The sequence below is a fragment of the Mycoplasmopsis sturni DSM 22021 genome, assembly GCF_000701485.1.
In the GTDB taxonomy this organism is placed as follows: Bacteria; Bacillota_I; Bacilli_A; order Mycoplasmatales; family Metamycoplasmataceae; genus Mycoplasmopsis; species Mycoplasmopsis sturni.
Window position 1 is genome coordinate 153,274 of record NZ_JNIZ01000003.1, and the last position, 26,594, is coordinate 179,867.

The 26,594-nt window shown below is 28.3% G+C and carries 14 protein-coding genes; 3 read left to right on the top strand and 11 right to left on the bottom strand.

Features of this window, described 5'->3' with window-relative positions:
- Positions 1–53: 53 nt before the first annotated feature.
- Positions 54–1,421, bottom strand: a complete 1,368-nt coding sequence (locus Q349_RS00765) for an FAD-dependent oxidoreductase (RefSeq protein ID WP_036463850.1) — start codon at positions 1,419–1,421, stop codon at positions 54–56.
- 159 nt (positions 1,422–1,580) lie between these two features.
- On the opposite strand from Q349_RS00765, the gene Q349_RS00770 reads away from it, so the two are divergent.
- The 3 genes from Q349_RS00770 (at position 1,581) to Q349_RS00780 (ending at position 7,809) form a co-directional block, all read left to right on the top strand.
- Positions 1,581–2,324: a phosphotransferase gene (locus Q349_RS00770; protein WP_036463853.1), complete on the top strand. Its 744-nt coding sequence runs from the start codon at positions 1,581–1,583 to the stop codon at positions 2,322–2,324.
- A gap of 2 nt (positions 2,325–2,326) precedes the next feature.
- Entirely contained in the window at positions 2,327–3,376 is a 1,050-nt protein-coding gene (locus tag Q349_RS03420) for a phosphatidate cytidylyltransferase (protein ID WP_051616718.1), read from the top strand.
- 101 nt (positions 3,377–3,477) lie between these two features.
- The gene (locus tag Q349_RS00780) at positions 3,478–7,809 is read left to right on the top strand and encodes a PolC-type DNA polymerase III (RefSeq protein WP_036463855.1); all 4,332 of its coding nucleotides are present in this window, start codon (positions 3,478–3,480) and stop codon (positions 7,807–7,809) included.
- Between the two features lie 31 nt (positions 7,810–7,840).
- On the opposite strand, the gene Q349_RS00785 is transcribed toward Q349_RS00780, so the two are convergent.
- The 10 genes from Q349_RS00785 to Q349_RS00830 form a co-directional block, all read right to left on the bottom strand.
- Positions 7,841–8,047 (bottom strand): NINE protein, encoded by a 207-nt coding sequence (locus Q349_RS00785; protein WP_036463857.1) that lies wholly within the window; start codon positions 8,045–8,047, stop codon positions 7,841–7,843.
- Between the two features lie 60 nt (positions 8,048–8,107).
- Positions 8,108–9,814: an ABC transporter permease subunit gene (locus Q349_RS00790; RefSeq protein WP_036463861.1), complete on the bottom strand. Its 1,707-nt coding sequence runs from the start codon at positions 9,812–9,814 to the stop codon at positions 8,108–8,110.
- Entirely contained in the window at positions 9,801–10,535 is a 735-nt protein-coding gene (locus Q349_RS00795) for an ATP-binding cassette domain-containing protein (RefSeq protein WP_036463864.1), read from the bottom strand. The genes Q349_RS00790 and Q349_RS00795 overlap by 14 nt, the downstream gene beginning before the upstream one ends.
- The gene (cypl, locus tag Q349_RS00800; protein WP_036463868.1) at positions 10,535–11,755 is read right to left on the bottom strand and encodes an ABC transporter thiamine pyrophosphate-binding lipoprotein p37/Cypl; all 1,221 of its coding nucleotides are present in this window, start codon (positions 11,753–11,755) and stop codon (positions 10,535–10,537) included. Before cypl ends, Q349_RS00795 begins: the two co-directional genes overlap by 1 nt.
- A 187-nt stretch (positions 11,756–11,942) precedes the next feature.
- Positions 11,943–12,896: an ABC transporter ATP-binding protein gene (locus tag Q349_RS00805; protein ID WP_036463871.1), complete on the bottom strand. Its 954-nt coding sequence runs from the start codon at positions 12,894–12,896 to the stop codon at positions 11,943–11,945.
- Complete coding sequence (locus tag Q349_RS00810; protein WP_036463874.1) at positions 12,896–20,812, bottom strand: ABC transporter permease; 7,917 nt, start codon at positions 20,810–20,812, stop codon at positions 12,896–12,898. The genes Q349_RS00805 and Q349_RS00810 overlap by 1 nt, the downstream gene beginning before the upstream one ends.
- Positions 20,813–20,923: 111 nt before the next feature.
- Positions 20,924–22,921: an ATP-dependent zinc metalloprotease FtsH gene (ftsH, locus tag Q349_RS00815; protein WP_036463876.1), complete on the bottom strand. Its 1,998-nt coding sequence runs from the start codon at positions 22,919–22,921 to the stop codon at positions 20,924–20,926.
- Between the two features lie 32 nt (positions 22,922–22,953).
- Positions 22,954–23,820, bottom strand: coding sequence for a tRNA lysidine(34) synthetase TilS (tilS, locus tag Q349_RS00820; protein WP_036463879.1), 867 nt, complete (start codon positions 23,818–23,820; stop codon positions 22,954–22,956).
- Entirely contained in the window at positions 23,804–24,370 is a 567-nt protein-coding gene (gene pth / locus Q349_RS00825) for an aminoacyl-tRNA hydrolase (protein WP_036463882.1), read from the bottom strand. Before pth ends, tilS begins: the two co-directional genes overlap by 17 nt.
- Positions 24,361–26,559 carry an ATP-dependent DNA helicase gene (locus tag Q349_RS00830; RefSeq protein WP_036463885.1) on the bottom strand — a complete coding sequence of 733 codons (2,199 nt, stop codon included), beginning with the start codon at positions 26,557–26,559 and terminating at the stop codon, positions 24,361–24,363. The genes pth and Q349_RS00830 overlap by 10 nt, the downstream gene beginning before the upstream one ends.
- Positions 26,560–26,594 lie beyond the last annotated feature (35 nt).

Genomic DNA, 26,594 nt, shown 5'->3' on the forward strand with positions numbered 1-26,594 from the left:
TAGGAAATTTGAAAATAAAAACAAAAACCCGTTTTAAACGGGTTTATTTAAACTTATTTTTTGTATTTAATGCCTAGTGCATTAAGTTGTGGCATTAAGAAGAAATTAAATGGTTTATTAAAGTGAGGTAAAAAATAAACGTCAGTTAAAGCAATTTCTGGAAGAGTCATTTTTCTTTGAATAGCTAATGCAAACATGTAAATTACTTCTGTGTGAATAAATTTTCCTCATGAACCAATTTGTGCACCAAGAAGTCTCATAGTTTTTTTATCGTATGTAATTTTACATGCAACTTTATCATATTCACGCATAAATTCTGGACGATCATTATCAATTCAATATTCTTCAGCAACATCTGTAAGACCAAATCTTTCAGCTACTTTTTTAGTAATTCCTGTTGATGAATAATGACAATTAAATACATTGATTGCATTTGTTCCAACAACTCCTGGGAAAGGAACATTTACACCTGCAATATGTAAAGCGGCAACAAGACCAGTTTTAACTGCATTTGTAGCAAGGGCTGTGTGTGTTCTTTGACCAAGAGCAACATTCATCATAGCTGCGGAGTCTCCAATTGCATAAATATCTTGGTCACTAATTGAACGTTGGAATTCATCAACTTCAATTGCCCCATTTGGTAATTTAGCAACTCCTTCAAGAGCGTCTGTTCTAGGTTTAAATCCAATAGCTAAAATAACAAGATCGGCTTTATATTCACCTTTGTTTGTTACAACACTAGAAACATGTTCACCATCTTTTGATTTGAATTCAGTCACCAATTCACCCATTTGTAATTGGATCCCTTCTTCTTTCATTCTTTTTTCCATTGCATCGGTAAATTCAGAATCAAAATAATTTCCAATTACTCTATCTTGAGTATCAATTAGAGTAACTTTTTTACCTTTTAAGTGGAAAGCTTCAACAATTTCAATTCCAATATAACCTGCACCAACAACAACAACATTTTTAATTTTTTTGTTGTTTGCTACTTCTAAAATTTCTTCAGCATGTTGGAATAATTTTGACACCATAACATTTTTAAGATTTCTACCTGGAAGAGGAACTTCAATAGGTCACGTTCCACCAGCAAAAACTAATTTATCATAAGTGTCAACAAACTCTTTTCCTGTTTGAAGGTCTTTTACAAGAACTTCTTTTTTCTCTCTATTAATTTTGATTACTTCGTGTTCTGTTTTAAGATCAACTTTATAATCATCTTTAAGAATAGCAGGTGAAGAGTAAAATAGTCCTTCTGAGCTCTCAAATTCCCCTCCCACTCAAAGGGCAATACCACAACCTAAAAATGATGTATTGCTATTTCTATCATAAGCAACTACTTGATGTTCAGGGTTAATTGTTTGTAATGTTCTTAAAAAAGATGTACCCGCGTGATTTGCTCCGACAACTAAAATTTTCATATATATTCCTTTCAATTCTAATCTTAGTTTAATAGTTTTAATTAAATGAATATTTTAAATATAATATATATTAATTATAATATTTTTTGCTTAAGTTCTTTTTAATATGGAAAAATTCCCATATAAATTTACTTAAACCTTAAAATACAAGGAGCTTAAATGGATAAAATTAAAATTGGTTTTACTAATGAATCTTTTCGTGATAATAATTTATTTGTACAAAACAAAAAACACAACAAGTTTAATCATAAAATAGACTATAGCTTGCTTGAAGAATTTGATTTTGTGCCAAAATTAGTCGAGAACAATGAAGATAGCTTAAAATTTCAGTGAATAGAAAACATTGAGTTTGAATGAAATTCAGAGTTATTAGAACAAATGGCTGACAAAATCAAAATTGTGCATGACTCAAAACTCCCTTTTCCCAAAACTAATATCGCCTCTAGAGTAAAAGAATATAGAAAAATAATCAACCAAAAAGGATTGAAGATAGAGGTTCTTAATAAGTATTTCAAGAGAATCAATAACATTTTGTCTCATAGCGAAAATAATAGACCATTACATAACGACCTATTTAAAGAAAATATTTTGTTAGATAAAAATAATAAACTATGAATTATTGATTGAGAATATGCAACAATGGGAGATAAACACTTTGATTTAGCATATTTTATTTTAAGTAATCGTTTAAATGAGGAACAAGAACAAATTTTTTTAGAAAAATATGATACCTATTGAGATGAATACTTATGACAACAAAAAATATTAGTTCTTTATCTAGTTATCCTTTGAGTTAATGCACAAGAAGTAAAACATTTTGATGATCAACCATACATTAATGAATTAGAGAGAATTGTTAAACTTTATCAACACAAGAAAGAAAATAATCTTTTTAGAAAGTAATTATGAAAAAAATATTTAATAAAGAATTACTAATATCAAGGATATTACCCGCTATTGGAATTATTCTCTTTTTAACAGGATGAATAAGTATTACTCGACTTGGTTTTTGAACTTACAATTACCAAGGTTTTGATTCAGAAAATATTCAATGGGTTGTTTTTAGAGCACTTTCAGTCTTTCTTTTTCTTATTGTTGGTTTTGGTGCTTTCTTTGAAATATCAAAAGCATTTTTAGAGAAGTGGTGATTATCGGTTATCTTAGCAGTTTTTGGCACAATTTCTCTTTTAGGTGGTAAGAACTTTTTTGAATTTATTACTCATTCTCAATCATTAGAATTATCTTCTTATCCTAGTTTGCAATCGGTTTTTTCTTATAACCTATTTCAAGATTGATTAGTTTATCTTTTCCCTCTTATTTTAATTTTAGTTGCTGCATTAGGAAGAATTTGAACAGTAAAAGATCTTTCGTATAAAAATTTCTTAATGAAAATGGTTGTTTTATACTTTGTTTTTTTACTTATTAATGTGTTTATCAAAACTTTCGTACTTCTTTTAGCAACTCCTGCCGGTTTATCTTTCTTAATTATTTTATTTATGGGGGCTTTCTTATCTGATACCTTTGGCTTTGTAAGCGGAATCTTATTTGGAAATAAATTTATTAAAGCTAAACTCGCACCAACTATTAGTCCTAAAAAAACATGAGAAGGATTAATAGGTTCAGTTGTATTTACTATTTTTGGACTTATTCTATTAATCATAACAGCTCACTATATTTCCCAAAATAGCGATAACAACAATAACGACTGATATACGATTATTTTTACCAATAATAACCAAAATACTTATGGCCTTAAATCCACGCTTATTTTATTTATTATTCTAATTCCAATTATTTCTACTTTTGGTGATTTAAGTTTTTCAGGCATTAAAAGATGATGCGAAATTAAAGATTTTTCAAACATTTTAGCAGGACATGGGGGGATCTTGGATCGACTTGATAGTCTTATGTTTGTTTTCTTATTTTTCTCTTTAATATCGCTTGTTCCAAGTTAATTTATTTTAAAGTGTTTTATAATTATTTTATATTTATAAAGCAAAGCAATAGAAGCAGCTTTTCTGCTTTTTTTATTTCATGAAGGTAAATAGGAGTAAATATGGATAAAAACAATTTTTATAAAGACCAAGCCTTTGAAGAAATTGCATTAGCGATAGATTTAGGGGAATTATCTTCTTTACAAAACACTATTTGTACATCATGTCAACAAATAGATTTTTCTAATACCATTGAAATGAAATTTCTTTTTAAAGAATTACCAAACATTAGCGATTTTCTTATTTTGAAACAAAAATTATCTAATGTTAATAAATTCCAAATCAAACCTGATTTTACATTCGAATTAGAAGAACTTAATCAAAGTCAAGTTAGAGATTTTGCTAGCTTTTTCGCCGAAAATTCAGAAGAATATAATGAATTTGCAAAAATATTATCTTCGGAACATAACTTGTACTTTGACGAAAACAAAAAACGATGAATTTTGCATGTTTCAGGAAACAACAATAAAGAATATCTTGATAGATTAATGATTTATTTAAATTCAAAATTCAGTGAATTTGGAATTTCTCAAATTTCAATACAATATTTAATTCAAGAAATTAACCAAGAAAAAAAAGAAAGTAAACCTTCGCACTTTTTTGAACTTAACTTAGAAAAATCAAATACATTTGACGATAACTTTAATTCAAAAATTCGTTCTTCAAAATGAAAAACTTCCCAAAAAAACCTTGGTTACAAAAAAATGTATATAAAAGAAATAACAAAATTGGAAGAATATGAAGCAAACTACCCCGTTTCGGTTTCTGGAGTTATTTTTCGTACTGATTTAATTGATCGCAAAGATTATTGCATCTATAAATATTGAATAGCTGATTATCAAGATGCCATTGAAATTACTCATTTTACTCGCGAAAAATTAAGCGATGATCAAATTTTTCATGTTAATGACTACGTTTTAATTGAAGGTAAATTAGATCGCTCTTATGACAAAATGAAAAACGTTATTAAAGCCGTAAATATAATCAAAATAGAATCACCAGTAAGTAAGCGCGTTGATGAAGCACAAAACAAAAGAATTGAATTGAGTGTAAAAAGCAAAATGAACACAATGGACGGAATCATTGATGCCTCATCAATTCCTAAAATTGCAGCTAACTTTGGCCACAGTGCTGTTGCATTAACTGATGCTAACTCAGTACAAGGTTTTCCTGATTTTAGTGCATCAGCTAAAAAGAATAAAATCAAACCCATTTACGGAGCTGCTTTTAGTGTTATTGAAAGCTCAAATAAAGTTTTTCTTAATGAATTTAATAATTTAATTATTAAAGATCAAGAATATGTTTCTTTTGATATTGAAACTACTAATTTAAGTCCATCAATTGGAGAAATCATTGAATTCGGTTGTGCAATTATTAAAAACAATGAAATCATCGAAGAAATCCAATTCTTTATTAAAAGTACAGAAAAGCTTTCTCCCTTTACTACTCAATTGACCTCAATTACTGATAAGATGTTAGAAGATGAAGGTTTAGAACAATTAGAAGGACATAAAAAAATTCGGGAAATACTAAATAATAGAATTGCTATCGCACACAACGCAAACTTTGATATGCATTTTGTCTTACAAAAACTTAAAGATTTCGGAATAGAAAAACCCAATACAATTTGAATGGATTCTTTAGCAATTTCACGTCTTGTATTTTGAAAAAATCGTACTCATAGTTTAGGTGATTTTGCCGCATACAATGGAGTTCACTATGAACCTGAAGCAGCTCACCGTGCTGATTATGATGCAAAAGTACTTGCTGAAGCTTGAGCTGTTACGATAAAAAAATTAAGCGAAGAAGGAATAAATGATTTTGACCAATTGTCAAAGTTAATGAAAGATAATTATTATGAAAGACAATTTGCTAACCAAATTACCGTTTTAGCAAAAAACCAAGCAGGGTTAAAAGAATTATTTGAATTAACATCATTTACCTTAACAGAAAGATTTTTCAAAGGTCCTAAACTCTTTTATTCGGATTTACCCAAATCATCAAATATTTTAATTGGCTCTGGCGGAGTTAGAAGCCCATTAATTGATGCTTACTTATTTTCATCAGAACAAAAACAACACAATCTAATTAAATACTTTGACTATATAGAAATCCCACACCCTAAAGCTCTTTTAAATTATGTTGAAAATGATGGTTTTACCCTAGAACAAGTACAAAATATTCTTCGTAAATTAATTAAGGACGCTATTGCTTTTGGCAAAATTCCCGTTGCCGTTTCTGATGCTCGATATGAATCGCCAGAAGAAAAAATCTTTTTTAAATGTTTAGTGTATTCAAAAGGAATCGGAAATACATCACACTTTTTATACCGTTATAAAAAGAATGTAATTATTCCTGATTTACATTTTTTAACAACTCAAGAAATGCTAGAAGAGTTTAATTTCTTAGGTGATTGAGACCTAATTGAGAATGTAGTTATTAAAAATACTCATTTAATCGCTAACTTAATTGAAGATAATATAGAAGTTATTAAGAAAGATTTATATACACCTAAATTTGATGATTCTCCTAAAAAATTACCTGAATTAGTCTATAAAACTGCTATTGAAAAATATGGTCCAAACCTTCCGGATATTATTCAAGAAAGAATCAAAAAAGAAATTACCCCTATTATTGATTATGGATTTGACGTTGTTTATTGAATTTCTCATAAATTAGTTAAAAAGAGTAATGATAATGGTTATCTAGTAGGAAGTCGTGGTAGTGTGGGTTCTTCTTTAGTAGCTACAATGTCAGGAATCACAGAGGTGAATCCCTTAGAGCCGCATTATGTTTGCCCGCAATGCAAGTATTTTGAATTGGCTAATAACCCAGAAATAACTTCAGGTTATGACCTTGATGACAAATTGTGCCCTAAATGCCAAATAACAATGGATAAGGATGGTCATACAATTCCTTTTGAAACTTTCTTAGGATTCAACGCTGACAAAGTTCCTGATATTGATCTTAACTTCTCAGGTGAATACCAAGGAGAAATTCATAATGAAATCAAAAGACTTTTCGGAGAGACACATACCTTTAGAGCCGGTACAATTTCAACAATAAAAGATAAAACAGCTTATGGATATATCAAAAAAGCTGAAGAAGAAAATAATTTTGGATATTCACCTAATTTTATTGATTATTTGGCAACCAAAATTGTTGGTGTCAAAAGAACAACAGGACAACATCCCGGTGGAATTATCATCATTCCTAAAGAGTTTACTGTAGAAGATTTTACCCCAATTAACTACCCCGCTGATGATACTACATTAGATTGAAAAACGACCCACTTTGATTTCCATGCAATCCATGATAATGTGCTTAAATTAGATATTTTAGGACACGTAGACCCTACCGCCATTAGAATGCTTGAAAGACTAACAGGCGTAAATGTTCGCACAGATATACCTAAAAAAGATCCTAAAGTAATGTCGTTATTTAGAAGCACTAAAGCGCTTGGAATTACTCCTGATCAAATTGGTGGAGAGGCTACTGGAGCCATTGGAATTCCTGAATTTGGTACTAACTTTGTTCGAAGAATGCTCAAAGAAGCGCAACCTGAAAGTTTCGCAGATTTAATTTCGCTATCAGGTCTTTCTCACGGAACAGACGTATGAACAAATAACGCCCAAACATTAATTTCAAAACAAGGACTTACAATTAAAGATGTTATTTCTTGTCGTGATGACATTATGGTTTATTTAATTAATAAAGGGGTAGATTCACTCAACTCATTTAAAATTATGGAAAAAGTGAGAAAAGGTAAAGGTTTAATTGATGAAGAAGTCGATCTTCTTAAATCACATAATATTCCTGAATGATATATTGATTCGCTGCAAAAAATTAAGTACATGTTCCCTAAAGCTCACGCTACTGCTTATGTTCTTATGGCTTGAAGAATAGCTTGATTTAAACTTTATTATCCCCTTGAATACTACGCAACTTACTTTACTACCAGAGTAGAAGAATTTGATCCTGAGGTTATCATTAATGATCAAGGTGCAATTAAAGTTAATAAAAAAATGAAGGATTTAAAAGAACAACAAAAACTCAGTGTAACTGATAATAATTTACTAGATACTCTTGAAAGTGTTCGAGAGTTATATGCACGCGGCTTTAACATCCAAAATATTTCTATCGAAAAATCAAAAGCCAACGAATGAACCGTTGATCCTCAAAGCAATTCTTTAATTCCGCCTTTTACAATTATTAAGGGTTTAGGGGAAGCTGTTGCTTGAAAAATTGTTAACGCTAGAGAAGAAAAAGAGTTTATTTCACGTGAAGACTTTAAGAAAAGAAGCGGAGTTAGTTCAACTCTTTATGGTGTTTTAGAAAATTTAAAAGTTTTAAGTCATCTAAGCGAAAGCAACCAAATTAAACTTTTTGACTAAAAAAACAACCAGATGGTTGTTTTTTTCTTTTTTATCATTCGTGAATTAATAATCCTGAACTATCTTTTTGTAACCCGCAAATTGCCAAAATTAAATCAATAATTCATCAAACTCCAAAACCCAAGAAAAGTTTAAGAAGCCCTAATCCGATTCTTCCGGCGTAAAATCTATCAACCGCTAAGAAACCTAAGAACAATGATAATAAAACTAAAACTGTTCTGCTTTTTACTGAAACCATAAGATATCCTTTCCGTTTTTTTGAATAATTTAGTTAGTAGAGTAACTATATCAAAGATTATTAAATTAAACATTTTCGTTTTAAATTGTAAGAAATGATTCTGGATGTTAAGTGAATTAAACAAATATTGAAAACAATTACTCAAGCATAAGAAAAAGCAAAGTTTAAATTCTCGTGTTGTTGCTCTCCGAGTGCATTAAAGAGCTCGGAACCAAGCAACAATTCGTTATTTGACAAGAAGCTATAAGCAATTGTATTTCTAAAAGATAATTCAAAATAAAGAATAACAAGGTAATATAAATCATACTTAATTGAGGGCAAAACAAATTTAAAGTAAATTCTTAATTTGCTTCATCCTTGTAAATACAAATTTTCAATTTTCTTTTGGGGTATTTTTTCAACATGTTCAATAAGTTGTTTAACAAAAGAACCAGACAGACTAATCCCAATAAAAATAACTAATAAGGCAATTGGTGATTCAAACAATGGTAAAAACACAAAAATAAAAACAACTGTAGGAACACTTCTAAACAACATTTCTATTGAAACAAAAACAATTTTTGTTTTTTTACTTGATAGTGTAGATGTTGAAAAAAACAATAAAATAAGCGAAACAATAATTAGTCAAACAAAAATAGCAAGAGCTACTAAATACGATTGGAAAACTTGATAAAAAATATTATCTTGAATGATTTTAAAACTAAAATTTAAAACACTAAAATCAACACTAAATAATTGTCAAATTCATTTACCAAAAAAACCATTATAAAAAAGATTTTTATTTGTTTGAATAATTACTACGATCGAAAAAATACATAAAACTAGAAAAATAAGTTTTTTAAGAATCCCTCTATAGTTATATTTTATTTGTCATTTTATAAAATTTATTTTTAACTTTTGATTTACATCTGCCAAAAGAAAGGTTTTAGTTAAATAATTAATAATTTCTAAAAATAAAATAAAACTAATAAGGATTGCAAAAGGAATAAAAAACTCTGATTTAAAATCTTTCAAACCTGCTTCAAAAGGATGTTTAATAAGTGTTCCAACCCCAATAACTCCAACAACAGATAAATATGACGATCACCTTATATTAGACTCAAAAGAATATAAAAATAAATTGATAATTTTGTTATTGATTTGTGGGTAAATTTCTTTTAAAAAAGCGCTTAATTTACCATTTCCTAGTTTAATAGATAGCCAATATTTGTTTAAATTAAGATTATCTAATAAATCATCAAAATATTTCAATAATCACAATCAACTAAACCAAATATAAACCAATAAAAGAGTTAATTCTTGGCTAAAAATGCTTTGAAATAATAAAATAAAGACAAATTCAGGAAATCCTCTAATGATTAAAAAAAGAAGCTTAAAAACAAAAGCAAAGTAACGGTGGACAAAAATTTTGTTGGTAAACAAAGTGCATAAAAGCGCTAAAATCGAGCCTATAAACGTTCCTGATAAGGCAAATTTAATAGAAATTCACAAATAATTAAAAGTCAGTAAGGTTAGATTTTGTGTATTTCCAGTAATTTCTGAAGTGTTACTAATTGTGAATAATTGTTTTAAATTTCTTCAAAAAATATGAAAACCAAAACTAGAAATAGAAAAATTAATCCTTGAAAATACAAGCACAAGACATACAATGACGCTAACTAAAAGAAAGTGAATTCAAATCGGTCTAATTTTTCGTGGTGTTTTTTTATTATCTATTTGGACTTGATAAAATAGCATTTTATAAAGAATGGCTTTAATTTTTCTCATCGATTAATTTTAAAAGATCTTTCTTATTTATTTTTTTAGGATCTAATTTTTGAACTTGCTTGTTTTTAACAAGAATAATTTCATCAAAAAAATCTAGCGCCAAATCTAAATCATGTAGCACCACAACAATAGTCATGCCTTTAGACTTATTTAAGTCCTTAAGTTTAGAAATAACTTCAATAGCATTATAAAAATCTAAACTAGAAGTTGGTTCATCCGCAAGCATCAAAGAACAATTATTTAACAAAATTTTTGCAATTTCGACCCTTTGTTTTTGTCCCCCACTTAAACTATTGACCCTTATAAACGATTTTTCTAAAAGGCCAACTTGATTAATAGCATCAAATACTTGTTGGCGTTGTATTTTATTTAAAAAGCCGAATCAGTTTTGCCATATTTTAGGGTTAAAATTCAAACTTCTTTTAATGTTATTGACAATATTATCCGTGTCTACTAAATTAGTTTCTTGAGTAAGATAACCTACTTTCTTTAGCTCTTGCTTTTGCTTTTTTTTTGATATTTTTGAAAGAACTTTATTATTAAGCCAAAGTTCCCCCTTAACATTTTGATAAAAACCTAAAATAGAATTTAAAAGAGTGGTTTTACCTTCGCCTGACTTACCAACTATAGCCACCATTTGGCCTTTGCTTATATGTAAATTAATTGAATCTAAAATTGTTTCTTTACCGATTCTAACACTATATTCGTTTCACTCAATCATTATCTTTGTAATAGTTCTTTTTCTTTTTGGATTTCGCTAAAAAGCTCTTGATTAGATAAATTTTTAAATTGGTTAAATCCTGAATATAATCCATAAGTATTTTCATCGTAGGTTAAACTAGATAAAACTTCTTTCATTATTTCTACTTGTTCTAAATTTAGGTAATTACGAGCTAAAATCACCGGATATTTCAGTGAATCAGTAAAAGTTAAAACTCTAACTTGTGAATCAGGATAGTTGGTTGGTTTAAATAGTTGCTTTTCAGCTTTGGTTCAATTAAAAACCCCCTCATCATCAAAAGCAATGTTAAAAGTCTTCTTGTTTGACTGCAAAATACCTAAAAGATCTCTTGGTTTTTTTCCTTTAACAACATCTTCGGTATTATTTTTAAGATAAGTATCTATTTCTTGGATGCTTTTACCAAAATTTAAAGAAAGTAAGTTTCTAGGTAAACTATATTTAGAAATAGAGTTTTCCTTTTCAAAAATAATGCCAAATTTTCTAAAAGCTTCTCAATCTTTATTTAATCAAGCTTTAGTTATCTCATCTCTTGTTTCTTTATTACCTGCAATTAAAATTGCTCCTCTATAAGAATCAGTAAAACTATTGCTTTGTGATGCTTTTTGGTAAAAATATGAATATTTCCCTCCATCATATGACAATATTTTTTTAATTTCTGGTTTAACTCAATCTACAGGATAATTCCCTATTTGAGGATTTTCTAGCTGTAACTCGTTCTCTTTTTGAGCTGCCAAAAATAATTTATTAATTAGATTAATATCATCATTTTTGTAAATAACATCATTGTTATTTCAAATAAAATTTAATGTCTGTGTTTGCGATACAGCTGGTAGTAATTCATCTTGCTTTTTACTTAAAAGATATTTATAATTTAGCAAAATAAAATCATTTTTATCATTTCCTGATTCAAATGTTCCATAGTATTTTGAAGGGTCTCCAACAATATTAAAATTAAATTTAACATTTGGCTTAGAATTAAGATTTGGTTTTGAATTCTTAATTTGATTAAACTTTGTACTCAAAAGCTCCAAAAAATCTTTTTGTTCTTTTTCAGAAAAGGACCCAGGGTTAGTCGGTGTTCACATTAAAGTTAATTCAGAATCTCAATTTTGAGTTTGCTTATTTTCTGGCGTGCATGATGCACTAAAAGATACCACAGGAATTAAAAGTGGCATCAATTTTCATAGTCATTTATACATTGGCTCTCCTTAAATGAAAGGGCACGAGAAAATAAAAAAGCTATCAACTTCGCTACGTATGCATTACCATAATCAGCTTAGGTATTTCTCAGCCGTTTTATAAAACAGCACCCTCGTTAATATCAATAAAATTATAACAAAATAGATGCACAAAAGAAAAAAGGACAGATAGCTGTCCTTTTTTCAATTATTCAATGGTAACATCTTTGGGGTGTTTTGGATTTTTATTAACTTTAATTTTTGCAATTTTTCCTTCTGCTACTGTAATTACCCGATCTGCTATAGGCTCAATTGAAGGGTTGTGCGTAACCATAACAATTGTGGTTCCATATTTTTTATTAATCTCATAGAGATAACTAAGAACAACCTCAGAAGTTTTTTCATCTAAGGCTCCAGTAGGTTCATCTGCAAAAATTATTTCAGAGTTTTTTGCCAAAGCCCTAAGAATCGAAATACGTTGTTGCTGTCCTCCAGACATTTGAGATGGGTATTTATCTTTAATATCTTCAATATCAAATTCTTTAAAAAGATCGTGTATATTCAATTTTTTTGCTGGATCTTTTTGTAAATACGAACCTGTTTCAACATTATCATATCCAGATAAGTTTTGTAACAAGTTATAGTTTTGAAAGATAAAACTAACATGTTTTCTTCTAAATAAAGTTAATTTATTATCACTTAAATATGGTAAGTTGGTATCACAAACAATAACATTCCCTTTAGATGGCCGATCAAGTCCGGAAATCAAGTTTAGTAAAGTAGATTTTCCTCCACCTGATTTACCAAAAATCATAATAAACTCGCCACGATTAATTGTAACTGATACATTCTTTAAAACTCTAGTTAAAGTAGTTCCTGAAAGGAAATACTTACTTACATTTTGAACCTCAATAATTGCGTTCTCAGAGTTTTTTAAATCTTTAAATTCATCTTTTGCGCGTTTGGTATTATTGGCTTTTCTAATTTTACGAGCAATCCCATAATCAACAGTAATTTGTTTTGAACCACTATTTTCATCTAATACATCAAAAACATTATTTTTAGTAATTTTAACATCTGTGTCTTTAGAAGACAACATAGGTGCATCTTGATTAGTATTTTCGTTTTTAAGGTTTTGGTCCTTATTTTTTCTTTTGAACATTATTTTCCTTTCAATAAATCAATGGCTTTAATTTTATTAATGTTTCTTCAGGTAATAAACGATGTAATCATAAAGACGGCAAAAATAGATACAAACGCAAGCGAAACGCTAAAGAATGATAAACTTAGCGGAATTGCAATCGAAGCCACTGTCGTTAACGTAGCACTAAAGGCCACCATCAATCCAAAAGTAATTGGAATGGAAATCAAGATAGCTCCAATTAAGAATGGAATATAAATTCCGAAAAACATTTTTAATTTTTCTTTTTTGTTGTATCCAAGAATAGATCAAATTGCGATATTTTTCTCATTTTCATTAATTAAAATGTTCGAAATAGTTACTAAAATAATCATAGAAACAACAAAGGTTAATAAGGTAATAAAGGTTACAACGATTTGCCCAGTATCAGCAATTGTTTTAGTAAATCCAACCTCAATATCTTTTGAATCAAGAGACGAAGCTACCGGAACGTATACACCATTATTGTAAATTTTTGTAAATTTTTCAATTGGAAGATCTGGCAATTGTCTTGCTTTTTCAAAAACTTCTTTTGCACTGTTTACTTCAGGGTTAAATGAAGAATCGATAAATTTAGCAATTTTATTATTGTCTCATCCTCAATTTGACATTACACCATTGATTTTAGATGTTTCAATAAAATCTTTATTTCCAAAAATAGCATCAAAAAGATCTTGCTTTTCGGTTAAAGTTCATGACTTAATATCAAAACTTTGTGTTGCTCCAAAATATCCTGATAACGAATAAAGAGAAGCTGAAGAAATTAATTGTTGAGGAATACTATCTTTTGACAAAATTCCATTAAATGGTTCAAATTTTGGGTTACCGTTGATTCTATCTAAACCGGTTAGTTTATCTGCGGCTTTTTTAGGGATAATAAATTCTTTGTTAATAAAGGTTGGATTAATACCAACAACCTCAAATTTGTAAGTTTTTGTATTTTCTGATTTTAAAGAAGTATCGTCATTTAGAGATTTTTCAAATTCTTTTGTATAACGATCAACAGTATTATAAACAGGGATTTCAATAATTGAACCAAGTTTTAATAAGTATTGATCACGAGCAACATTGTTAATAACAAGCGGAATTGGTTTGTTAATATCAAAATTATTTTTTTCAAAAGTATCATTTAAAAGTTTCATTAAATCTTTATTAGATTCATCAATTAAACTTACTTGTTTTGAATCTGCTTTATAACCATAAATTCTAATTGCACTATCTTTAAATTTTGAATCAACATAAGTATAAACTTCATCGTTATTTTCATTAAAGTAAACACCATTAAATGAAACAAAATAGTCATTTACTTTCGAATCCATTGGGATTTTCTTATATCCTTCAACAAGGAATTTACGATATTCATCTCTATATTGACTTGTGGTTAAAATAGTTGCTTCATATTCTTTTTCGATGTCATTTCACTTAAAGTAGTAGAATTTTCCATCAACGACATTATCGTTTGGTAAGTAATGGAAGAAGTTTCTTTTTGACTTACCTGTTTCTCTGATGTTTATTTTTCCATCATCATAGAAAACAACTCAATCTTGTGTTCTTTCGAGCAAGTTAGCAACTTCTTCTCTTTGTTTAATAATTCTAGCTTTTTGACTATCTGGTAAGGCGTTGTAAATTAGGTTTCAAGGGTCTAATTGCACTGTTCCACTAATTTTGACATTAACCGAAAATTGTGTAATAACGTGTGCATCAAATTGATTTGGTTCACCATTAGCATTGTCAACATTAACTGCTGTTGAATATCCTGGCTTAAAGTAATCAGCTTGCATTTGGTTATATTCTGAAATATTACCAATTGGAACATATAAATTATTTTCTAAATTATTATTAAACGGAAGGATCGCTCCTCCTTCTAAAGTTGGAGTCACTAAATCAAAACGATATTTATAATTTCTGTTTTCGTAGGTTTTGCTAATTGTTTTTTCAAAGACACCAATAGTTGAGAATTGGAAAATAGTAGCAATGGAAGTTAAAATAATACTTGAACCAAAGGATACCAATTTTCAGAAACTATTGAAAATCAATGAAGCACTAAAACGAGTTTTAACATTACGTTTTTTAAATAATTTTTGGTAATTTCTTTGTAAATCTCCAACAATTAAATCAGCTGATCCACTCATTAAATCAATTGCCTTGTGTCTTAGTGATCATAAGGTAACTAAAATAATTAAGAATGCCATTCCAACAATTGGAAAAATCACAGTTAAAGCAAAAGAAATAATAGAAAACTGTAAAGTGACAATTGGGATTGTTCAGAAAGCTGAAATAATTTTAATTCCAATTGCTTGCGACAAGAATCCCACTAAATAACCTGATACTCCACCAACAACTCCAGAAAAGACGGCAAACATAGTTGTTGAAGTAGCAATTTGAAGAGGTGTATATCCTTGAGCAACCAAAATTCCTAAAACTTTGTTTTTATTTGAAATATAACGCTTAATTATGAAAATAATTGAGATAGCTACAATAACCATCATAATAACAGTTAATAAAAATGAAGTATTAGAAACTGTTGAAATAATTTTATCAATAGCATAAATTCTTAATGACCGTTCAGGATTAAGTCCGTCAATTTCATTAATTGAGTAAACTCTCTGACGTTTGCTTGGGTCCCCAATAGTTGATTGAACTATCTCTTCTAATTCTTTTTCTAATTTGGCAATACTTGTTGTCTTTGGTGCAGCAATAGTTAAGTATTCTTTAATTGCATTACCTTGGTATGAGTATCTTGCACGAGCAAATCCTTTATCGTTTACAAAAAGAATGGCTTGGTTTCGAGTATCTACTTGAAGGTTTGATTCGTCAATTACAGGATAAATGTAATCATAAGAATTATCTTCTCCGACAATTAAATATTTAGCACCATTAATTGAAACGATATATTTATTATCTAAATCATCTAAAAATTGTTGCATTAGTACAGGATTTGAAGGGATTGATCCTGTATAGATTGCTTTATTATTATTTTTTAATCATGCATAGTTTGCTTTAACTAAAAATGAACTATTTTGACTAAATGATAAATATTTATCACTTAATTGATAACTAGTAATTGATTCTAATGATTTGTAAATTAAATCATATAAATTAATTCCAAAAGATGTATATAAACCTTGCTTGTAATCAAGCGAATCAAATTGATATACTAAATAGTCATTATCAATGGCAACCGAGAATGAGAAATCACTTTCAAGGCTAGAATTTAAAATTGTTTCAGGAATAAATAAATTAATAAATTTTTGTAAGTAACTCATTGGTTTAGAAACCAATTCTTCCAAATTAATTAATTTGTTTTCAACCAAATAAGCAAGGTTTGCTTTTTTAGAAACTTCTGCGCTAACTGATGATGAATCGGTTAAGAATCACACTAAAGTTTGTGGGTATAAAGGAATTAAAACTGGTGTTAGAATAACCTGAGGAATTCCTAAAACACTAATTGGGAAAACAAAATTATTATTAATAAGACGATTAATGATTTTGTAATTTTCGCTTACTAGTGCATTTTTTAAAAATCCATTAAGGAAATTATCAATAACTACTGATTGTAATCCTTTATATCTAATAGGGGTCTCATTAATAGAATCTAAATTAACATTGTAAAAACTTTCTGAAGCAGCTATGTATGAAAAAGCAGTTGTGATTTGAATTTCTTTTTTACTAATAATGTCCTTAAATTCAGGATATTTTTCAAAAAGCGCTTTTAATAAGGTATTAACGTAATTTCCATTAGCATCTTTTTCAAAAAATAATTCTTTCATTTTTGAAACATTAGCAAGTGATCTGGAAATTCCAAATTGAGTTCGATCAGATAAAGCAATATTATTATCTGATGGTTGGAAAAGTTTAAAACTATTGAATGAATCAATAATCTCTTTTTGGTTTGCTAATTCAAGCAAATCATTTAAAAAACTAGTAGCTTTTTCATAAGAAATCCCTTTATCTAAAGCATTAACATAAAGATTTCATCATTCTTGGAAGACAACTCAAACATTATATGCTGCACTATATTGATTTACATTTGAAAGCGGAACTAGTTGCTTTAATAATTTGTGCATAAAGACTCAAATTAAAGGTGAATTAGGATAGTTGTCAAAATTAACAAAATAATTACCTAAGGCTCCAATTGACATATCTTCATGGTATCTTAAGTCTTTAGTATCTAAAGCAAATAAAGTAAGAATTTGCTCTCATTTAGTAACAAAGTCTAGAATTTGTTCTTTATTAAGAATTGTCTCTTCGGTAAATCCAAAATATTTAGTAAGTAAGTTCTTAACTTCTTCGCTTTCTTTTGCTATTTCAAGTCGATCAAGCTTCTTAAGATATTCAAGCATTTGTTGAACTTTAAGAAGAACTCTATTTCCATCATTAGTTTGGGTTGATAAAAGATTGTTTTTTGGAGTATTTTCTGTTGCTTTATTTGTTGAAGCTTCAGTTTGGTTTCCTCCGTTAATCTTTGTAACAAAGGTAAGTAAATCAAAAATACCTAAATGTTCTGAATCTTTTGCAGGAATATTTAAATAATTATTTTCATCAAGCTTAATGGCTGTTCCAGCTCTTGATAAATTAAACATTTTGACAATTTCTTCTTTATATCCTCTATCTAAACCTGGAATCGAAAAGAATCCTAACAAGAGTGAATAATAAATACTAGTGTTTTGAACAGAACCAGCAGCATAATGCTTAGTAATTAATTCATATGTATTTAAAACTTGGTTGTATCCTTGAACAACTTGATCATAAGGAACAATTTGAATTTGTTTTTCTAATGAGTTAGCAAAGACTTTTAAATCAAAGTTACTAATAAAGAATTTAATTCCGTCAATAATGTTTTTATATTTATTAACTCCAAAATATTCTGGTGAATTAAGTTTTTGGATTAATTGATTAATAATTGGCGCTACAGAAGCTAAATTAGTTTTAATAATTGATTGTAGTGCATTTGGATTTTCAAAAATATAAGGTAAATCTAGATTATCTAAAATTTTAAACAATCCGGCCTTAAAACGATATTGATCAATTGATTTTGCTAATCAATTGATAATTTCGATAATCGAAAATTTTCTTTGACGATCTTCGCCATTGACTTTGATGATTTTGTCGTATTGAGTTTGAATGAATTCTTCAACTAAATCGGTAAATCCTCTTAAGTCTAAGCTTTGAATCATTTCTAAAATACCATCAATAAAGACAATAGGATTTTTTGATAAATTCACCAAAGTATCAATTGGAATTGAGTTAGTAATTGTGAATCCAAAAATTTTCTCAGTAAAGTTAAAGAATTTTTGAACCTCTTTAGTTAAATATTCTTTTTGTTCTTTTAATGTTGGTTTTTCTGAAATTAGATTTTTGATTTTAGTTAATAAAGAATTAAAAATTTTAGTTACATAATCACCATCATGATTATGGCTAAGTTCATAAATTAAATCAAGAGCCATTTTAGGAATAATGGCAACATTAATATTCCCTGATGAGAAAATTCTTGCAAAATTATTTTTTCTTAGAACTGCATTAATTGAGTCCATTAAAACATAAATCTCTTCTTTAGTTAAAAAATTATTTTTAACTAAATCTGATTCATAAAGCATTTTTTGAATGTAATCAACCCCGATTTTAAGTGAGTTCTTTGATAAGGCTTCTTGAAGAACATCTCCTCTAGGACCACGATATCCAGTAGGTATTGAAACTGTATTAGGGAAATTGCTATTAATTTCAACTCATCCTTTTGGGTTAATATAAGCCATACGGAGAGTTCATTGATATTTATTTAAGAAGGTTAAAAGTTCTGAAATATCAAAAACCCCATTAATATTATCTGCAAGAGAAATATTAATTCATTCTTTTACCTGTCCGTTTTTATCAACATCAGCTTTAACGATATAAATTTTGTCAGTACTAAAATAAGTAATACCATATCCATTAAATACGTTAATTTGGCTTTGGTTAGAATTATCTTCTAAAATGTAATTTGCTAAACGATAAACCTTTTTGCTTCTATAGGTCTTAGAAGATTCCGCAATACGGTCTTTAATAATAACTGTGTCATAGTTAAAATCAGGTTTTAAATAATTAGCACTAGGAACTACATTACTAATTGCATATTCAATAATTTTTTGAGAAAGAACAGGGTTAATTTGTTTGGTTTTAAAGTAATCATCTAAATTAGCAGCTTTTTCAGTAAGTAAGGTTGATTTTTGTGTTTCATTAATAAGTTTGTCTACATTGTTTTCAACCCCGTGCACTTGGTTTAGGTTATCTCCAATGTTTACAATATTAAATACACTTTTTACACCCTTATCATCAACAGAATCAACTGTCATAGTTTCTCTGTATCCAACATTTTCTGCTCCAACAAAGTTGATTGTTTTTTCAATAATGGTGTTTTTTGTTACTTGCAAAGCACCATCACTAATACTTTTGACGATATTTTCTTTATATTCTTTATTACTAATTTTGTTATACTCGTCATGAGTTAAATCACCAATACGCCCTTCAATTTGTGCGATTGTTTGAGGTGTAATGAGTTTAAATCTTTCTAAATCTACAACTCTAGGTTGTTCTTCACTTTGAGCTAAAGTTAGTTTTACTTGATTAGCTTCATCAAATGAAATTAACCGGCTTAAACTATTGGTAAGTCGTGCTTGAGTATTTAAAATACCTTTATCATTAAAATTACGGGTATAAGTATTAATTTCTTTTTCTCAATATGAGAATTTTAAATATTTTGCTTTTAATTCTGGGTTTTTGAAAATGTTTTCTATAAATGTTTTATATGACCCGGTTCATTTATCTTTGTTTTTCTCGTCAAATGTGCTTTCATATAATTTACGCTTAAAGTAAGTAATTGTTGTTTTTTCAGATGCTCATTTTAAAGGAACATTATATTCTGTGTTTTTATAGAAGGTAAATTTATCCTTAACATCAATAACAACATCTTCGTTGCCAAATAAATGACTATATGATTGTTCTTTTATTATTGCAACATTATAGTAATCACTGAGTTTATTTGACTCTGGATAAATGATTAAATTTGAATTTAAATTTCTATCGACAAAATAAACTTTTTCTTGGTTTTTATATTTGCTTAATCCTAAAAGTGTCGCTAATTTATCATCTGAAATACGAACACTTTCTTCGTTGACTTCTCAATTTTTCCCTTTAATAAAATCAAAAGTCATCTCACCTGTTTTAATATTGACAAAAAGAGTTACTAGTTGCGAAACAATAATTTGATCATCAATGCTATTTAAATTAGCAATTTCAGTAAATTTATAATCTCTATCTAAAACATATTTTTGTGATTTGTTAGCATATAATTTCTTAAAAAATGGTTTGAAGTCTTGATTTTCTTTTTTATAAGTAGGGAGAATATAGTCGCTTGTAATGGTAAAAGATTTTTGAGGATTAACATAATTTAAGTTAATCTTATCGCTTGAATAAGGGTTTTGATATGCATTATAAAACTTAATAAAATCCGTTGTTCGAATATATTTATTGGCAAACTCTTTTTGATTTGGAACAAACGAACTTAATTGAAGATAATTTTGATCAATTTGATCAAAGTTAATAATATTTTCAATTTGTTTATAGTTTTGTTGGATATAGTTTAAAGGTTTATCATAATAGACACCACCATTAAATTGTGTTAATCCGTTAACATAATATCCATTGTTATACATCGAACCTGATGAAGGAATATTTAAATCAATTGTTAAATCATGTCCGTTAGAATCTTCTTTGTATTGTTTAAATTGAGTCTTCATCGATTTACTAATATCGTGGAATAAAGTAAAAATACCTGATGATAAAAAAACCAAAATAGTTAGTCCGGCTAAGGTGATTTTATTTTTTGTTAGAGAACGAAAAACCTCTTTAAGCAACTTTCACATTTTTTCTCCTAAAAACCTTGGGTAATTTATGTATAATTAGAATTATACATAAATAAAATTCAAACCCAAATGCTAGTATTTTTAGTAATTTTCAAAGAAAAAAAGCAGATTTTATTCTGCTTTTTTCTCTTCTTCACCTACTTTCTCGGTCATTTCAATTAGCTTATCTAATTCAATGTTTCCTGAAAGTTTTTCGCTTTCATTAACTAATTTTTTAGGTGGTAGTTCGTTATGTTTAGCTATGTATTCGATTTCTTCAGCAATAATAGTTTCTTGCTCAAGAAGTAAGGTTTTAATAAGTTCAAGCAACTTAAGGTTCTCGTTAATAATTTTTGTTGCAATGTTTTTAGCTTCAAAAATAATCTTACGAACTTCTTGATCAATATCATGGCTAGTTTCATTTGAAATGCTAGTACCGCTTGCTAAAGTTTTTCCTAAGAACGGATTTCCTTCTTCATCCTGATACTTGATAGGCCCTAAATCAGACATACCAAATTCAACAACCATTCTACGAGCAATTGAAGTTGCTTTTTTAATATCATCACTTGCTCCAGTGGTAATATTTTTGCTTCCGTATTTAATTTCTTCTGCTGCCCGTCCACCCATAAAGCTTGCAATAGATGCTAAAAGCTCTTGTTTAGTGTAATTATATTTTTCATTTTCAGGCATCATTAGATTATATCCACCTGCATTTCCACGAGGAATAATGGTAATTTTTTGAACTTTATTACCACCCGGCATTTTAAGACCAACAACAGCGTGCCCTGCTTCGTGGTAAGCAACAAGTGTAAGTTCTTCTTTTGTTATAGTTCTTGATTTTTTAGCTGGTCCAGACATAACTCTATCAATTGCTTCATCAATAAGAGGCAGCGTAATTACATTGGTATTTTCTCTAACCGAAAGTAAAACGGCTTCATTAATTACATTCTCTAATTGAGCACCACTAAATCCAGGTGTTCTTCGTGCTAATTTTTCAAAGTTAATATCACCTGCAAATCTTTTTCCTTTTGCGTGCAATTTAAGAATTTCTTCTCTTTCTTTAACATCTGGAAGCCCAACAGTGATAATTCTATCAAAACGACCTGGCCGTGTAAGAGCTGGATCTAAAACATCTGTTCTATTAGTTGCAGCAACAAATAAAAGACCTGAATCACCTTTAATTCCGTCCATTTCTACAAGTAATTGGTTTAAGGTTTGCTCACGTTCATCGTGTCCACCTCCAATTCCTGAACCACGCGTTCTTCCGATAGCATCTAACTCATCAATAAAAATAATAGCTGGAGCTTTTTTACGAGCTTCATTAATAACTTGACGAACTCTTTTAGCTCCCATACCAACAAATAATTCAACGAAGTTTGATGCTGAAACAAAGAAAAATGGAACAGACGCCTCTCCAGCAGTCGCCTTAGCTAATAAGGTTTTTCCAGTCCCTGGAGGACCACCTAAAAGAATACCTCTAGGCATTCTCGCTCCTGCTGCTTCATATTTTTTAGGATTTTTTAAATAATCAACAATCTCTTTTATTTCTTCAATTGGTTCTTTATTTCCGGCTATATCTGAGAATTTTTTGTCAGATTGAATGAGTTGAGCTGGACTTTTATCACCTCCAAGACTACTCATTTGACCATTCATTGAACGTGAAATAGATCTGAAAATAAATATTGAAATAATAATAAAGATAATTCAAGGAATACTTGAAATAAGTAATGAAACAAATCAATTTTGCTCTGGTTTAGCTATTGAAGATAGCCCGCCAGGAACTACATTAGAAGCTTGGAAGATATCTGAGCTGAAAAGGTTTTTATATTCTCCTGCTACAGCCGAAATATCACTATAGTTTCCATTAGCAATAAATGGAATTGCTTTTGTATCATTTACAAATGTTCCTGAAATTGTGTTGTTAAATGGGTTAATAACAATACTTGTAAAGTAAATTTTGTCTTCTGGGTTAGATTTTGCTAATACAACATTATTAACTAAATCACTAATTTTTCATTCTACTGACGTAGATTTATTAAGAACAAAATAAAGAATAATCCCAATAATAGCCGCTACAATTAAAGCAATAACAACAAAGGTTATTATTCTTTTTCTACGATTATCTCCCATACAACCTCCTTTTCATTTAAATAATTTTTAAATTATATCAATTTCCCTTGTTTTTTAACAAGCATATTCTTATTATCTAGTTTGTAACTAGATGTTCTATTTTTTGATAGTATAAATTTAATAATTTCGTTAATTTTGCCCTTTGTCAAATTAACATCTAAAAAATTTTCATGAATATATCGATACGTAATGAAAGACTTAAATTTACATAACTGCATAAAATCTTGAGAAAAGTTATTTTTCTTTCATTTCTCGTATTCTTTATTCATTTTTAAATACTTAATTGCTATTAATAAATTTTTAAATCTATATTTAAAAATCAGTAGTTCTTTTTTGGTTTTTGAATACAAGGATAATTTCATCCTTAATTTATTTCTTAAATATTTATCCATAAAATTAGTGTAATCATCACGATATGGAATTTTGTTTTTTTTATTAAAATTAATAATTTCTTCTTTAAAAACCTTATAAATAAGCGGCCTTTCAAAAGAAACTCCTGAAAAAACAATTTTTTGTTTTATTCCTCAATGGTTAATTATTGAGTTGCGTTGTTCTTGAATTAGACAAGTTTCTAAAAAATCATCTTTGTGGTGTGCAATCAAAACACTTTTAGCATTATATTTATTTGACAAATTAACAAAAAAGTCATAGCGTTTTTTTCTTGCTCAGGCTTGAAAGTTACCACCTTGATAATCTTGTTTAGATAAAATAAGTTTTTCCAAAATTAAATTGTTTTTTTTGCAATATTGCTCTACTAATTTTTGATCTTGATATGAATCTTCTCTCTGATTGTAATTAACATAAGCAACAACAACATTTTTGTTTTTGTTCTGCTCAAGTAAATACATACTATCTGATCCGCCAGAAACAGCAATAATGTGGTTAATTTTTTGTTGCATTTTGCTTTTGGTTAAATTTATTCATGATCGTTTGAATATCGTTATACATAAAATCTTCGCAAGCTTTAGCTGCTTCTTCAAGCACTTTATCTAAAACCATAAATTCTTCTTTTGAAAATCGCCCTAACACAAAATCACGCAAAGGACCTTCGTGAGGAACATTAATACCAATTTTGAGACGCTTAAATTGTTGTGTCCCTAATTTATTAACAATATCAATCACACCATTATGCGATCCGCCACTCCCTGAAACTTTTATGCTTGATTTACCTAAAGGAAAATCCTTTTCATCATGGATAACAAGAATATCTTCAGGCAAAATATCATAGTAATTAGCTATTGCTTGAACAAAATTACCCGAATTATTCATATAAGTCATTGGCTTAGCAAGAATTGCATCATCTAGTTTTATATACTCGCCATTAAATTTGCTTTTATTTAGTTTAACACCTAGATTTTGACATATTTTATCTATGGCCAAAAAACCAACATTATGTCTTGTATATTTATATTGTTCTCCTGGGTTACCAAGTCCAATAATTAATTTCATTTTAACTCCTTAAAAAATTCTCCTAAATTAGTAAGAATTTCTTCTTTTTTACTGTAATTTCGCATTAATACATCAATATATGAGGTTGTTTCTTCTGACATAATAGTAAGTTTTTTGATTGCTCGCGAAGTTGCTGTATACATCATTTTTTTAGTTAACATAAAAAGCACACTAGGATTAAGCACGAAAATAACATTGCTAATTTCACTTCCTTGAAATTTATGAACAGTAATTCCGTAAGCAAGATTTATTTGATCTCTAAATTCAGGTTCAGTATATTTAATTTCAATTAAGTTATTTCCTCTTTTAAACTCAACTACAATGATATTCTTTTTATCTATTGTTATTTTGTCTTTGATAACACCTAAATCACCATTATAAATATCATGCAATATTCTATTTTCAAGTTGAATAACTCTATCACCAACTCTATATTCGATATCATAACTTAAAATTTTTGAACTATAAACTAATTTTCCTTTTGGATTTATTTTCTTTTGGATCGCATTGTTTAGAGCAATTAATCCAAAATCACCTTTATAAGAAGTTGATAAAAGAACAACATTTTCAATTCCTTGAATAGATACTTGATTTAAGTATTCATTGACAATACTTTCTAAATAATCTTTTTTTGGTATGCTCAATAATTCAACTACACCATCTTTAAAAGTCGGAATCGCTTCATTTTTAATTGAATTAAAATGTTCAATAATTTCAGGATATTCACTCCTAAAGTTTTTGACTAAATAAGTTGTTTCACCAATTTCATTTTCTATTAATTCTTCTAACAAATTACCAGGCCCAATAGCAGGCAACTGCTCTACATCTCCTATTAAAATTAATTTTTGTAAATTAGGACAATTAATTAATAATTTATGAAAAATATTTAAATTAACCATTGAAAACTCATCAACAATTAAAACTTTAATTTTTTCTAGATCCTTTAAATCTGCAGAAATATTTTTTTCATCACTATCTATTTTAAGTAAACTGTGGATTGTACGGCATGATTCACCTGTTTTTAGTGAAATATTAGTTGCTGCTCTCCCGGTTGGAGCAAGAATATAATAGTCTTTTTCATTTTGAAGATTATTTTGCTTTAATGTATTATTAATAAATTTAATTAAGTGGCTTTTACCGGTTCCAGGACCACCAGAAACAATAGTTATATTATTGGTTAGAAAATTATAAAAAGCTTGTTTTTGCTCATTTGAAAGATTATTAAATTCTTTGCTTGTCTCATAATCTAATTCAAGTTTTTTTGCACGATTAATTTTAAAAAGTGTTTGAACAACTTCTTTTTCTCTTGCGTATGTTTTTTTTCTTATTAAATAGTTTTTTTCGTTTTTTTGAATTAAAAGTAATTTATTGTGTTCAATAAGATACTTCAAATTTTCAATAATTTCATCAATACTTAAAGAAAAATAAGTACTAATCTTTGAAGCTATGGTGCTTGCTAAAATAAGTATTGAATTATTATTTTCTTCTTCAATTAAGAAGTAATCAACAAAAGCTTCAAAACGCACAGTAGAATTAGGATCTCAGCCCAATAGAAGAGCAAATGAATCAACTTCTTTAATTGAAAAGTCATATTCTAGGTATAAAGAATAAGGGGAATTAGTTTTGTATTTATTAACAAAAGATTCTTTATTTCCAAATTTAGAAAGCAATTTTTCGTAGAATTTTTGAAGATTATTTGTATAGAAAAAATTAATATCATCTTCATTATTGTTTTCTGTGCTTAAAAGGGAATTGATAATATCTTTATTTTTTAAATAGTAATTTTGAATACTTAAAATTTGTTTTGAACTTAAAATTTCACTCAATTTGTCTTCGTTGTTTTGAAGATCTAAAACAAGTTCAAAAATATCGGTTCCAAAGTTATCAATAATTTTTTGAGCCGTTGTTTTTCCGATTCCTTCAACATGTTTCACAAAATATGAAACTCAATCAAACTCTTTTTTATCAAACACGGGTATATAAGATACCAATTTTTTATTGTTTTTGTACTTACTATTTGCTGATAATTCTACTTCGTAATTAACATAAAGATTAGGAACATTATTGGTTGCATAAACAATAATTGTTTCAGATGAATCGCTAGGTTTAAACATTAGAAGACCTCAATTAGCTTCTTTTGAACCTTTTAACATTTTAACAAATGAACCTCTAAGTTTACTATTTTCCATATTAATTTCTATTATAAATAAAATATAGCTTGGAA